The 13,143-nt window shown below is 73.3% G+C and carries 12 protein-coding genes; 5 read left to right on the forward strand and 7 right to left on the reverse strand.

Features of this window, described 5'->3' with window-relative positions:
• Nucleotides 1-650 precede the first annotated feature (650 nt).
• Entirely contained in the window at nt 651-1,853 is a 1,203-nt protein-coding gene (locus ACWV17_RS00840) for an amino acid deaminase/aldolase (protein ID WP_455358041.1), read from the forward strand.
• Nucleotides 1,854-1,891: 38 nt separating this feature from the next.
• Here ACWV17_RS00840 and ACWV17_RS00845 read toward each other — a convergent pair whose 3' ends face one another.
• The 4 genes from ACWV17_RS00845 to ACWV17_RS00860 form a co-directional block, all read right to left on the reverse strand.
• Entirely contained in the window at nt 1,892-2,803 is a 912-nt protein-coding gene (locus tag ACWV17_RS00845; RefSeq protein ID WP_455358042.1) for a DUF2510 domain-containing protein, read from the reverse strand.
• A 127-nt stretch (nt 2,804-2,930) separates the two neighbouring features.
• A complete protein-coding gene (locus ACWV17_RS00850) occupies nt 2,931-3,716 on the reverse strand; it encodes a 3-oxoacyl-ACP reductase (RefSeq protein ID WP_455358043.1) in 786 nt (261 codons plus the stop codon).
• A gap of 4 nt (nt 3,717-3,720) precedes the next feature.
• Nucleotides 3,721-5,106 carry an aldehyde dehydrogenase family protein gene (locus ACWV17_RS00855; RefSeq protein WP_455358044.1) on the reverse strand — a complete coding sequence of 462 codons (1,386 nt, stop codon included), beginning with the start codon at nt 5,104-5,106 and terminating at the stop codon, nt 3,721-3,723.
• A gap of 8 nt (nt 5,107-5,114) precedes the next feature.
• Nucleotides 5,115-6,485, reverse strand: a complete 1,371-nt coding sequence (locus tag ACWV17_RS00860; RefSeq protein ID WP_455355098.1) for a glutamine synthetase family protein — start codon at nt 6,483-6,485, stop codon at nt 5,115-5,117.
• Between the two features lie 78 nt (nt 6,486-6,563).
• Between ACWV17_RS00860 and ACWV17_RS00865 the strand changes: the two genes are divergently transcribed.
• From ACWV17_RS00865 to ACWV17_RS00875, 3 genes are all read left to right on the forward strand, one after another.
• Entirely contained in the window at nt 6,564-7,301 is a 738-nt protein-coding gene (locus ACWV17_RS00865; protein ID WP_455358045.1) for a FadR/GntR family transcriptional regulator, read from the forward strand.
• Nucleotides 7,302-7,411: 110 nt separating this feature from the next.
• Nucleotides 7,412-8,884 carry an ethanolamine permease gene (gene eat, locus ACWV17_RS00870; RefSeq protein WP_455358046.1) on the forward strand — a complete coding sequence of 491 codons (1,473 nt, stop codon included), beginning with the start codon at nt 7,412-7,414 and terminating at the stop codon, nt 8,882-8,884.
• A 50-nt stretch (nt 8,885-8,934) separates the two neighbouring features.
• A complete protein-coding gene (locus tag ACWV17_RS00875) occupies nt 8,935-9,630 on the forward strand; it encodes a gamma-glutamyl-gamma-aminobutyrate hydrolase family protein (protein WP_455358047.1) in 696 nt (231 codons plus the stop codon).
• Nucleotides 9,631-9,657: 27 nt separating this feature from the next.
• On the opposite strand, the gene ACWV17_RS00880 is transcribed toward ACWV17_RS00875, so the two are convergent.
• The gene (locus tag ACWV17_RS00880; protein ID WP_455358048.1) at nt 9,658-10,587 is read right to left on the reverse strand and encodes a LysR family transcriptional regulator; all 930 of its coding nucleotides are present in this window, start codon (nt 10,585-10,587) and stop codon (nt 9,658-9,660) included.
• Between the two features lie 71 nt (nt 10,588-10,658).
• Here ACWV17_RS00880 and ACWV17_RS00885 point away from each other — a divergent pair, with 71 nt between their 5' ends.
• Nucleotides 10,659-11,804 (forward strand): TDT family transporter, encoded by a 1,146-nt coding sequence (locus tag ACWV17_RS00885; protein WP_455358049.1) that lies wholly within the window; start codon nt 10,659-10,661, stop codon nt 11,802-11,804.
• Here the strand turns inward: ACWV17_RS00885 and ACWV17_RS00890 are convergent.
• Together ACWV17_RS00890 and ACWV17_RS00895 are read right to left on the reverse strand one after the other, a co-directional pair.
• Nucleotides 11,773-12,489 (reverse strand): helical backbone metal receptor, encoded by a 717-nt coding sequence (locus ACWV17_RS00890; protein WP_455358050.1) that lies wholly within the window; start codon nt 12,487-12,489, stop codon nt 11,773-11,775. The two genes, ACWV17_RS00885 and ACWV17_RS00890, sit on opposite strands and share 32 nt — an antisense overlap.
• Before the next feature lie 21 nt (nt 12,490-12,510).
• Nucleotides 12,511-13,092, reverse strand: a complete 582-nt coding sequence (locus ACWV17_RS00895) for a helix-turn-helix domain-containing protein (RefSeq protein ID WP_455358051.1) — start codon at nt 13,090-13,092, stop codon at nt 12,511-12,513.
• Nucleotides 13,093-13,143 lie beyond the last annotated feature (51 nt).

Here is a 13,143-nt window from a genome sequence, read left to right on the forward strand (position 1 = left end):
ACCGGCGAAGGGCCCGCAGCCGTGCCGGCGGCGAAGCCGCGGGGGGCCGACGGGCTCTCGGTCACCGCGGGGCCGCGGCGAGCCGACGGTCGGTTGCCGGACGCGGCGGAGTCGGCCAGGGGCCGGAACGCCGGCATCGGCGGACTGCCCGCAGCCGTGCCCGCCGCGGAGCCAACCGGCGCCGCCGGGCGGTTGCCGGACGCGGCCGGGGGCCGGGACGCCGGCAGCGGCGGGCTGTCCGCGACCGCGGGGCCGCGGGGGGCCGGCGGGTGGTTGCCGGACGCGGCGGAGTCGGCCAGGGGCCGGAACGCCGGCATCGGCGGACTGCCCGCGACCGCGGAGTCGGCCGGGGGCCGGGGGTGGTTGGCCGGCGGTGGGGCGGCTTGGGGCGGCTGGGCGGGGACCGAGGGGCGGGCGGCGTGCGTTGTGGTCCATTCCGGGGGGAGTTTGGGGCTTGGGCGTCGCGCTTCGGTGCTCATCCCGCCCCCGTTCCGTTGCTCGCCGTACCGCCCGATCCCCTTGCGGGGCGGGTTCGTTCGCGCGTCACTCTACGGGTTTGGGCAGGCCGGGCGGGAACTCCCCGGCACCGTCGGGGGATCTGCCCGGATCGTCCCCTTACTCTTCGGTAATCGCTCTGGCAGGCTGCGCCCATGACTCCCCGAGCTGCCGACCGTGACCGGTACGACCGCGCCACCGCCCACCTCGACGCACCCCTCGCCGTCGTCGATCTGGAGGCCTTCGACGCCAACGCGGACGACCTCGTGCGGCGGGCGGGCGGGAAGCCGGTCCGGGTGGCGAGCAAGTCCGTACGCTGCCGTGCGCTGCTCGAACGGGTGCTGGCGCGGGACGGGTTCGCCGGGATCATGTCGTTCACGCTGGCCGAGTCGCTGTGGCTGGCCCGGTCCGGCTTCGAGGACGTACTGCTGGCCTATCCGTCCGCCGACCGGGCCGGATTTGCCGAACTGGCCGGCGACCCCAAGCTCGCCGCCGCGGTGACCGTGACCGTCGACGATCAGGCGCAGCTGGACCTGATCGACCGGGCCCGCGACGGCGGCAAGGAGGAGGTGCGGGTCTGTCTGGAGCTGGACACGTCCCTGCGGCTGCTCGGCGGGCGCGTACGAATAGGCGCACGCCGCTCGCCGCTGCGCACCCCCGTCCAGCTCGCGGAGCTGGCCCGCTCGGTCGCGCGGCGTCCCGGCTTCCGGCTGGTCGGGATCATGGCGTACGAGGGGCATGTGGCCGGTGTGGGCGACGCCGTCGCGGGCCGGCCGCTGCGTTCCCGCGCCGTCCGGCTGATGCAGGCCGCCGCCCGCAGGGAGCTGGCGGTGCGCAGGGCGGAGGCCGTGCGGGCGGTCCGGGCGGTCGCGCCGGACCTGGCGTTCGTCAACGGCGGCGGTACCGGCAGCGTTCAGCACACGGCGGCCGAGGACGCGGTGACGGAGATCGCGGCCGGCTCCGGGCTGTACGTGCCACGCCTGTTCGACAACTACACGTCGTTCACCGGCCGTCCGGCGGCCCTGTTCGCCCAGCCCGTCGTACGCCGGCCGGGCGTGGGGACGGTGACGGTGCTCGGCGGCGGCTACCCGGCGTCCGGCGCGGCCGGCTGCGACCGGCTGCCGGTGCCCTGGCTGCCCGAGGGCCTGTGCTACGACCCGCAGGAGGGGGCCGGCGAGGTGCAGACCCCGCTGCTGGGGTCCGCCGCCGACGACCTGCTCATCGGCGACCGGGTCTGGTTCCGGCACGCCAAGGCCGGGGAGCTGTGCGAACGGTTCGAGCAGCTGCACCTGATCGAGGGCGACCGGGTGGCGGCGACCGTACCGACGTACCGCGGCGAGGGGTGCACCTTCCTCTGACCGGGTGACCAGGTGACCGGGCTCGCTCGGAAGACTCCTCAGACCTTGCTGCCGACGCCTCCGCCGCCGCTGTCCCCCGCCTGCCGGATGCCCTGGGTGATCCGGTCCATGAGGGAGAGTTCCGGCCCGTCCGGTCCGGCGTCGAACGCGAAGCGGACGAGGATCATCGCCTCGGTCCCCGCGGCCGACGGGAAGGCCAGGGACTGGACGTAACCGCCCGGTCCCGCCCCGGTGTCGACCCGCCAGCGCACCAGATGGCCGGTGCGCCCGGCGACGACGACCGGCGCCGAGCTGAGCTGCCGGTGGGAGGTGATGCCGCCGTGTACCTGCCGGTCGAGTGCGTCGGGGCCGTACGCCGCGTCCGCGTGGTCGGAGATGTCCTTCTCGGCGATGGCCTTCGCCGTGGTCTCGTCGCCGGTCGGCGCGGTACGGGAGGTCACCCTGCCGTGCCAGCAGAACGCCGAGGAGTGCCCGGGGCATTCGTACTGACCGATCGCCATGGCGGTGGAGTCCTCGCCGATGCCGTCCGGCTTCTCCCAGCCCTCGGGGACGGGCAGGGTGATCTTGTTGAGCTGGTCGACGAGCACGTCGGGGTCTTCGGAGGGGCCGGGGGCCGGTGCGTCCGGGGTGCTCGGACCGGTCGGGTTCTTCCCGTCGGACGGGGTCGCGGAACCGCTCGGCCCGGCCGCCGTCTTCCTGCCGCCGTCACCGTCGTCGCCGCCCTCGCCGAGTATCACCACGCCCAGCACGACCGCGGTGACCAGCACGACGCCCGCCGCGGTGAGCGCCACGAGCTTCCCGCCGCCCCCGCCGCGGCCAGGCGGCGACGGATCCGGCGCCGGCCCGGCCGGTACCCGGCTGTGCGCGGTCCAGGCGGCGCCGTCCCACCAGCGTTCGGTGCCCGGCACGCCGGGGTCGGGGTACCAGCCGGGTGGCGTCGTCATGCTCATCCGGACACCCTAGGGTGTCGGATTCCGCTCAGCACACCGAGTCCTGCTGGTCCGGGACCACTTGCCGTCGGACCTGCGCACCGGACCGGGCGCCGTACGACACGACGCCCGGCTGTGCGTGGGGATGTTAGAGCGGGGTGACGTACGCCCCCGAGATTCCGCCGTCGACCAGGAAGTCGGTGGCGTTGATGAAGGACGAGTCGTCGCTGGCCAGGAAGGCGACGGCGGCCGCGATCTCCTCCGCCTCGGCGAACCGGCCCACCGGGATGTGGACCAGCCGGCGCGCGGCCCGCTCGGGGTCCTTGGCGAACAGTTCCCGCAGGAGCAGGGTGTTGACCGGCCCCGGGCACAGGGCGTTGACCCGGATGCCCTCGCGGGCGAACTGCACGCCCAGTTCACGGGACATCGCGAGGACGCCGCCCTTGGACGCGGTGTACGAGATCTGGCTGGTGGCCGCGCCCATGACGGCCACGAACGAAGCGGTGTTGATGATCGAGCCGCGGCCCTGGCGCTGCATATAGGGGAGGGCGGCCTTGCAGCACAGGTAGACGGAGGTGAGGTTGACGTCCTGGACGCGCTTCCAGGCGTCGAGCCCGGTGGTGAGGATGGAGTCGTCGTCGGGCGGCGAGATGCCGGCGTTGTTGAAGGCGACGTCCACCGAGCCGTAGGTGTCGAACGCGGTCTTGAACAACGCCTCGACCTGCTCGGGGTCGGTGACGTCGACGCGTACGAAGGTGCCGCCGACCTCGTCGGCCGCGGCCTTGCCCGCGACCTCGTCGATGTCGCCGCAGACGACGTTCGCTCCTTCGGAGGCGAGGCGGCGGGCGGTGGCCAGGCCGATGCCGCTGCCCGCTCCGGTGATGACGGCGGTACGGCCGACCAGGCGGCGGCAGAGGGGAGTCTCTACGGTCATGTGTTCAGGCCTCCGTGCTGATGAAGACGTTCTTGGTCTCGGTGAAAGAGGTGAGGGCGTCGGGACCGAGTTCACGGCCGAGTCCGGACTGCTTGTAGCCGCCGAACGGGGTCGAGTACCGGACGCTGCTGTGGGAGTTGACGGACAGGTTCCCGGCGGCGACGGCGCGCGAGACGCGGATGGCCCGCCCCACGTCGCGGGTCCAGATCGAGCCGGACAGGCCGTACTCGGTGGCGTTGGCCAGCCGCACGGCATCGGCCTCGTCGTCGAAGGGCAGGACGACGGCGACCGGGCCGAAGATCTCCTCGGTGGCGGCCGGGGCGGCCGGGCCGATGTCGGTGAGGACGGTCGGCGGGAACCAGAAGCCGGGGCCTTCGGGGGCGCTGCCCCGGATGCCCTTCTCGCCGTCGGGGACGTAGGAGCGTACGCGCTCCAGCTGGGCCGCCGAGATCAGCGGCCCCATCTGGGTCCGCTCGTCGGACGGGTCGCCGACGACGACCGACTCGACCGCGGGCGCCAGGAGTTCCAGGAACCGGTCGTGGACACTGCGCTGGACCAGGATGCGGGTCCGGGCGCAGCAGTCCTGGCCGCTGTTGTCCAGGAAGGACATGGGGGCGGCAGCGGCGGCGGCTTCGAGGTCGGAGTCGGCGAAGACGATGTTGGGGCTCTTGCCGCCGAGTTCGAGGGTCACTCGCTTCACGCGCTCGGCGCACAGCGACATGATCTGTTTGCCGATCCGCGTCGAGCCGGTGAACACGATCTTCGCGACGCCCGGGTGACGTACGAGCGCATCGCCGGCGATGTCGCCCCGGCCCGGCAGGACCTGGAACAGATGCTCCGGAAGCCCCGCCTCCAGGGCGAGTTCGGCCAGCCGCAGGGCCGTCAGCGGAGTGGTCTCGGCGGGCTTGAGGACGACCGCGTTCCCGGCCGCGAGGGCGGGGGCCGTGCCCCAGGCCGCGATGGGCATGGGGAAGTTCCAGGGCGCGATGACGCCGATGACGCCAAGCGGTTCGAGGATCGTGATGTCCAGGCCGCCGGCGACGGGGATCTGGCGGCCGCTGAGCCGCTCCACTCCCCCGGCCGCGAAGTCGAGGAGGTCGCGGACGTTGCCGGCCTCCCAGCGGGCGTTGCCGATGGTGTGACCGGCTTCGCGCACCTCCAGCCGGGCCAGTTCCTCGGTATGCGCGTCGACGACGGCGGCGAAGCGGCGCAGCAGCCGCGCGCGGTCGGCGGGGGCGGCGGCGGCCCATGCCCGCTGGGCCGCGGCGGCCCGTACGACCGCGGCATCGGCCTCGGCGGTGGTCGTGGCCGGGACGGTGGCGATGACCTCCTCGGTCGCCGGGTTCAGGACGTCCAGTGTGTGCTGGTGCGACAGGACCTGGTGTGACAAGGCGTTCCTCACATGCGTTCGAAGGAGCGGCGCAGCTCCCAGTCGGTGACCGCGGCGTCGAACGCGGCCAGCTCGACGCGCGCCATGTTGCGGTAGTGGGCGACGACTTCGTCCCCGAAGGCCGCCTTGGCGATGGGGCTGTTCTCCCAGAGTTCGGCGGCCTCCCGGAGCGTGGTGGGCACGTGCTCGTACTCGCCGGTGTAGGCGTTGCCCGCGCAGGCGTCGGGGAGTTCGAGCTGCTGCTCGATGCCGTACAGGCCGGCCGCGACGAGTCCCGCGACCGCGAGGTGCGGGTTGACGTCACCGCCGGGGAGGCGGTTCTCGAAGCGCATCGAGCGGCCGTGGCCGACCACGCGCAGCGAACAGGTGCGGTTGTCGTAGCCCCAGGCGACGGCGGTCGGGGCGAAGGAGCCGGGCTGGAAGCGCTTGTACGAGTTGATGTTCGGCGCATAGAGGAGGGAGAAGTCGCGCAGCGCGGCGAGCTGTCCGGCGAGGAAGTGGCGCATCACCGGGGACATTCCGCCGGGGCCGTCGCCCGCCATGACGTTGTGTCCCGCGTGGTCGAGGGACTGCAGGGACAGATGGATGTGGCAGGAGTTGCCCTCGCGCTCGTTGTACTTGGCCATGAAGGTGAGCGAGACGCCCTCCTGGGCGGCGATCTCCTTGGCGCCGGTCTTGTAGACCGCGTGCTGGTCGCAGGTGACCAGCGCCTCGTCGTACTTGAAGGCGATCTCGTGCTGGCCGGGGTTGCACTCCCCCTTCGCCGACTCCACGGTCAGGCCGGCCGCCGCCATCTCGTTGCGGATGCGGCGCAGCAGGGGCTCGATACGGCCGGTGCCGAGGACGGAGTAGTCGATGTTGTACTGGTTGGCCGGGGTGAGGCCGCGGTAGTCGCTGTCCCAGGCCTGTTCGTAGGTGTCCTTGAAGACGATGAATTCGAGCTCGGTGCCGACGTGGGCGGTGTATCCGTGCTCGGCCAGCCGTTCGAGCTGGCGGCGCAGGATCTGCCGGGGCGCGGCCACGACGGGCGATCCGTCGTTCCAGGCGAGGTCGGCGATGAGTAGGGCCGTGCCCGCGTTCCACGGAACGCGGCGCAGGGTGGCCAGGTCGGGGTGCATGGCGAAGTCGCCGTAGCCCCGGTCCCAGGAGGACATGTCATAGCCGTCGACGGTGTTCATGTCGGTGTCGACGGCGAGCAGGTAGTTGCAGCCCTCGGTGCCGTGGTCGAGCACGTCGTCGAGGAAGAAGGGTGCGGCGAACCGCTTGCCCTGGAGCCGCCCTTGCATATCGGGGAAGGCCAGGACGACAGTGTCGATCTCACCGCTCGCGACGAGGGCACGGAGCTCCTCGATCCCGAGCGGGGGTGTGCGGTCTGCCACGGGATTTTTCCTCCTTCGGTCAGCCGGGAGCCATAAGGTATTGCCGAAGACCATTGCTTGGGAAGGGGAAAACGCGACGTGGCGAACGAGAGTGACACCGCCGACCGGCTCGCGCCCGTGCTGCGGCCGGTCCGGGCGGGCAACGGCTTCGAGGAAGCGCTGGAGCAGATCCTCCAGGTTCTGCGGCTGGGACTGGTGGCCGGCGGCGAGCGGCTGCCCGCCGAGCGGGAGCTGGCGGACCGGCTGCGGATCAGCCGGGTCACGCTGCGCGAGGTGCTGAAGGTCCTCCAGGACCAGGGGCTGGTGGAGAGCCGCCGCGGCCGGTACGGAGGAACGTTCGTGCGGGCGCGTCCGGACACCCCTGCCGGGGGCGCCGAGGAGGAGCTGCGCCGCCGGGTCGCGGGCGTCGACATCGAGGACATCCTGCGTTTCCGGGAGGTACTGGAGGTCGGTGCGGCCGGTCTGTGCGCGGCGCACGGGCTCTCCGGGGAGCAGGCGGAGCGGCTGCGCGGGGCGCTCGCGGCGACTCATGACGCGCCGCTGGCGGACTACCGCCGGCTCGACACGCTGCTGCATCTGACCCTGGCGGAGCTGTCCGGTTCGGCCACGCTGACCGCGCAGTACGCCGCCGTACGGGCGACGGTGAACGACCTGCTCGACTGCATCCCGCTGCTGGTCCGCAACCTGGAGCACTCCCAGCAGCAGCACACCGCCCTCGTCGAAGCGGTGCTGGAGGGGGACGCGGACGCGGCGCGCGAGGTGATGCGCGAGCACTGCGGCGGCACGGCGGCGCTGCTGCGGGGCTTCCTGACCTGAGATCCGTTACATCCGTTTAACGCACAGGTCTTGCGCAGCGGCCGATGCGGCCGCAAAGGTGTGGCCCCACACCATTACCCCGCAGCACTGACCGAGGGCAGGAGCGGCTCATGGCCGACGGCACCGAAGCGCGCACCGCACCACCATCACCGGCCGGCTCCGTGGCGGCCGACTCCGACAGCACCTACCTCCAGCGGCGCGCGCTGCGCCGGGGCAGCGCGGGCCGGCTGCTGCTCACCGGTCTCGGCGTCGCCTACGTCGTCTCCGGCGACTTCTCGGGCTGGAACATCGGTCTGGCCGAGGGCGGCTTCGGCGGGCTGGCGATCGCCACCCTGCTGATGGGCGTGATGTACGCCTGTCTGGTCTTCGCCCTCGCCGAACTGTCGGCCATCCTCCCCACCGCGGGCGGCGGCTACGGCTTCGCCCGGCGGGCGCTCGGCACCTGGGGCGGCTTCCTGACCGGCACCGCGATCCTCATCGAGTACATCCTGGCACCGGCGGCCATCTCCATCTTCATCGGCGACTACGTCGAATCGCTGGGGCTCTTCGGCCTGACCTCCGGCTGGCCGGTCTATCTCGCCTGCTTCGCGATCTTCATCGGGATCCACCTGTGGGGCGTCGGCGAGGCGCTGCGCTTCAGCCTCGTGGTGACCGCCATCGCGGTGGCGGCGCTGCTGATCTTCGCGGTCGGGGCGTTCACCGAGTTCAGCGCGGCCGGGCTCAACGACATCCCGGTCGACGAGGAGGCGTTCGGCTCGGGCTCCTGGCTGCCCTTCGGTCTGCTGGGCATCTGGGCCGCGTTCCCGTTCGGCATGTGGTTCTTCCTGGGTGTCGAGGGCGTGCCGCTGGCGGCCGAGGAGGCCAAGGACCCGGTCCGCTCGATGCCGCGGGCGCTGGCGATCTCGATGGGCATCCTGGCGCTGCTGGCTCTGATCACCTTCTTCGCCGCGACCGGGGCGCAGGGTTCGGACGCCATCAAGGAGGCGGGCAACCCGCTGGTCGTCGCGCTGGAGGGCGACGGCGAACCGACGGCGCTCAGCCGGTTCGTGAACTACGCGGGTCTGGCCGGTCTCGTCGCCTCGTTCTTCTCCCTCATCTACGCCGGCTCCCGGCAGCTGTTCGCGCTCTCCCGGGCCGGCTACCTGCCCCGTTTCCTCTCCCTGACCAGCCGCCGCAAGGCCCCCTATCTGGGGCTCCTGATCCCGGGCGCCCTCGGCTTCGCCCTCGCCGCCGGCAGCGGCAACGGCGGCCGGATGCTCAACATCGCCGTCTTCGGCGCCACCATCAGTTACGCCCTGATGGCCCTCTCGCACATCGTGCTGCGGCGGCGCGAGCCGGGGCTGGAGCGGCCGTACCGCACGCCGGGCGGCATCCTGACCTCCTCGGTGGCGTTCGTGCTGGCGCTGTCCGCACTGGTGGCCACCTTCCTGGTGGACAAGGACGCGGCGTTCATCGCGCTCGGCGTCTATGCCGTCGCTCTGGCCTACTTCGCCTTCTACAGTCGGCACCGGCTGGTCGCCGCCGCGCCCGAGGAGGAGTTCGCCGCCCTGGCCGAGGCCGAGGCCGAGCTCGAACGCGGCTGACCGTCCGCCGTCCGCACGACCGTATGACCGTATGACCGGAGGAACCACCCGTGACCGAGCCGCTGATCGGTGTCAGCACCTACCTGGAGTCCTCCGCGCGGTGGGGCGTGTGGGACCTGCCCGCCGCCCTGCTGCCCGCGGGTTACCCCCGGCTGGTCCAGGCGGCCGGCGGGCTCGCCGCGATGCTGCCGCCGGACGAACCGGCCGCGGCGGCGCGGGTGGTGGCCCGGCTGGACGGACTGGTCATCGCCGGTGGTCCCGATGTGGATCCGGGCCGGTACGGGGCCGAGCGCGAGCCCCGGACCGGTCCGCCCGCCGAGGAGCGGGACGCGTGGGAACTCGCCCTGATCGCGGCCGCGCTGGAGTCCGGAACACCACTGCTGGGTGTCTGCCGGGGCATGCAGCTGCTGAATGTGGCGCTGGGCGGCACGCTCGTCCAGCACCTGGAGGGGCACACGGAGGCGGTCGGCGCGTTCGGCGCGCACCCGGTGAAGCCCGTCCACGGCACGCGCTACGCGGGGATCGTGACCGAGGAGGCCGACGTACCCACGTACCACCACCAGGCCGTGGACCGGCTCGGCCACGGCCTGGTGGTCTCCGCGCACGCCGCGGACGGGACGGTGGAGGCCGTCGAACTGCCCGGCGACCCCTGGGTGCTGGGCGTCCAGTGGCACCCGGAGATGGGCCAGGACCTCCGGGTGATGAAGGCCCTGGTGACCGCGGCGGCGGCCCGTTCCACGTCCTGAACGGACATGCTCGGGCCCCCGCCGGGCCTACGGTGTGCGGCGGGTCAGGGTGAGGAGGTCCCTGGCCGGGCCGGCCGGGCGGGTGCCCGTGGGCCAGACCGCCCGCAGGTCGCGGCGCAGGGAAACGCCCTCCACCGGGATCTCGGCCAGCCGGTGGGACGAGAGCTCCTCCCCGACCGCGAGTTCGCTCAGGACGCAGGGCCCGTGGCCGCTCACCGCCGCCGCCTTCACCGCCGTCGTGGAGGCGAGTTCGAGGAGGGGCTCGGCGAGGCCGCCGTACGCGGCGAGCGCGGCGTCCAGGACCTGACGGGTGCCGGAGCCCCTCTCGCGCAGGATGAGCGGGGTCGCCGCGAGTTCGGCGGGGTCCAGCGGCTTGCGGCGGCGGCCCCAGGGGTGGGTGGGGGCGGCGACGACGAGCAGCCGGTCGCGGCCGATGACGGCGGAGTCGAGGCCCTCGGGCGTGGCCAGCCCCTCCACGAAGCCGAGGTCCGCCTCATGGGCGAGGAGCCGTTCGGCGACGGCTGCCGAGTTGCCGGCCTGCAGGGACACGGCCGTGCCGGGGCGCTCGCCGCGCAGCGCGATCAGCCAGCCGGGCAGCAGGTACTCGGCGATCGTCATGCTGGCCGCGACGCGCAGCCGCGAGTCGCGGCGGTCGCGCAGCGCCTGCGCCCCGGCGTCGAAGGCTTCCGCCGCCTCGACGACCCGCCCCGCCCAGTCCGTGACGAGCGCCCCGGACTCGGTGAGCCGGGAGCCGCGCGGCGAGCGGTCGACCAGGGCCACGCCGAGCTGCCGTTCCATGGCCCGGATCCGGCTGCTGGCGGCGGGCTGGGTGATGCCGAGTTCGCGGGCCGCCCGGCCGAGGCTGCCGAGCCGGGCGACGGCGAGCAGCAGCTCCAGCGCGCCGAGGTCGGGCACGCGGTGGGAGAGGGGGACGGCCGGTTGTGCAGCGCTGCTCATAAATGCAGATTATGCCCCCATAGAGATGTCGTCCCTGGTGGGAGGGGTCCCTCCACCGCGAGGGTGGACGCATGGCCACCGTCGCTCAGCCCCGCACCAGTCCGCTAACCCTGCCGGAGACCGGCCCGGAGACCGGCCCCGCGCCCGTCCGTCCGCCGGTACTGCGGTACTTCGGCCCGAACTGGTACGCCACCGTCATGGGCACCGCGATCGTGGCGAGCGCCGGCTCGGCCCTGCCGTACGCCATACCGGGGCTGCGCGGGCTCTGCGTCGCCTTCTGGGCGCTGTCCGCCGTGCTGCTGGCCGTCGTCCTGCTCGCCCGCGCCGGGCACTGGTGGCACCACCGCGACCAGGCCATGGCCCATCTGCTCGACCCCTCGATGGCGCCGTTCCACGGGTGCCTGGCGATGGCCCTGCTGGCGGTCGGTGGCGGCACGCTCCTGGTGGGCCGGGACCTGATCGGCACGGGGGCCGCCGTCGCCGTGGACGTGGTGCTGTTCACCGCGGGCACGGCCGTCGGTCTGGCGGCCGCGGTGGCCATCCCGTACCTGATGGTCGTACGGCACCAGGCCGGGCCCGGCAGCGCCTCGCCCGTCTGGCTGCTGCCGGTGGTCGCGCCGATGGTGTCCGCCGCGCTCGGCCCGCTGCTGGTCCCGTACCTGCCGGCGGGCCAGCCGCGGGAGGCCATGCTGCTCGCCTGCTACGCGATGTTCGGGCTGAGCCTGCTGGCCACCCTGCTCATCCTGCCGCTGGTGTTCGCCCGGCTCGTCCACGGCGGGCCGCTGCCGCTCGCGCTGACGCCCGTGCTCTTCCTCGTCCTCGGGCCGCTCGGCCAGTCCACCACCGCGGTCAACCAGCTCGCGGACGTGGCGCCGGGCGCGATCGGCGAGCCGTACGCCGGTGCGCTCGGCGCGTTCGCCGTCGTCTACGGGGTGCCGGTGATGGGCTTCGCGCTGCTGTGGCTGGCGCTCGCCGGGGCGATGGTGGTGCGGGCGGCCCGGAACGGGATGCCGTTCGCGATGACCTGGTGGGCGTTCACCTTCCCGGTCGGTACGTGCGTCACGGGCGCCGCCGGGCTGGCCCGGCACACCGGGCTCGCCGCCCTCGGGTGGCTGGCGGCCGGGCTGTTCGTGTTCCTGCTGGCCGCGTGGTCGGTCGCCGGCTTCCGTACGCTGCGGGGGCTGCTCAGCGGTGCGCTGCTCGCAGCTCCGCGCTGAGCACCTCGGGCGCCGCGCCCAGTGAGGGCCCGTACCAGGTGAGGTGGCGGCCGCTGACCAGCGCGGCGGGCAGCCCGGGGAACGCCTCGGGGCCGTCCTCCGCGGTGAACCGGTAGGGCTCGTCCGGCAGGACCACGAGATCGGCGTCCACCCTGGTCAGCTCGTCCACCGGAATGCGGGGGTAGCGGTCGGCGTGGGCGGCGTACACGTTCTCCACCCCGAGCCTCGCCAGCAGGTCCCCGGCGAAGGTGTCCCGGCCCAGCACCATCCAGGGCCGCCGCCAGACGGGTACGACGGCCCGCCGCTGCGCGGCCGGGACGACGGCCGCCCACGCGGCCTCGGCCTCGTCCAGCCAGCGGGGCCTGCTCAGTCCGCAGCCCGTCACCAGGACGCGTTCCAGCTCGCGGAAGGCGCCGGGGAGGTCGCGGATCTCGGTGACCATGACGTCGAGCCCGGCGGCCCGCAGGTCGGCCAGGTCGGGTGCGCGGTTCTCCTCCTCGTTGGCGATCACCAGGTCCGGGCGGAGCCGGACGACCGCCTCCACATCCGGGTTCTTGGTGCCCCCGACGCGTGCGGCGGCGAGGTCCGCCGGATGGGTGCACCAGTCGGTGACCCCGACCAGCAGGCCCGGGGCGGTGACGGCCACGGCCTCGGTGAGGGAAGGGACCAGCGAGACGACGCGCACGGCAGCGCTCCCTTCGGCGAATCAGCGGCGGGGGTCGCCGGTCCCGTCGACGTGACCGGCGACCGCGACGACCAGGATCCGGGTACCAGGGGCGGTGGCGCGCCAGCGGTGCCGTACCCCGCCGGAGAGGAACAGGGTGTCACCCCGCTCCAGGCGGTACGCCCGGCCTTCGGCCTCCACCTCGGCGGCGCCGTCCGCGACGTACATCAGCTCGTCGTTGCGGTGCTGGAACTCCCGCCCGGTTTCCTGCTCGCCGGTGAACTCCACGGCGCGCAGCTGGTGCCGGCCGCGGACGAGCGAGCGGACCCGGGCCTCGAGCCCGGGGTCGGCACCGGCGCGCACGACATCGACCGTACGGGCGGAGTCGGAGGCGGCGCGCAGCTGCCCGGCCGTGGTCTCCAGGGCGTCCGCGACCCGTTGCAGCGAGCGCATGCTGGGGCGGGCCCGCTCGTTCTCTATCTGGCTGAGGAACGGGATGGACAGACCGCTGCGGGCCGCGACCGTGGCAAGGGTGAGGCCCAGGGCCCGGCGCCGCCTGCGTACGGCGGCACCGACCCGAAGGGGTTCCTTGTCCTTGTCCTTCATGTCGCTCTTCGCGGTCATTCGCCCGGTCTCCCCTCCTCGTCCAGTCGGCGCTGCGGTGTACTGACAGCA

This window comes from Streptomyces mabaensis (assembly GCF_053763515.1).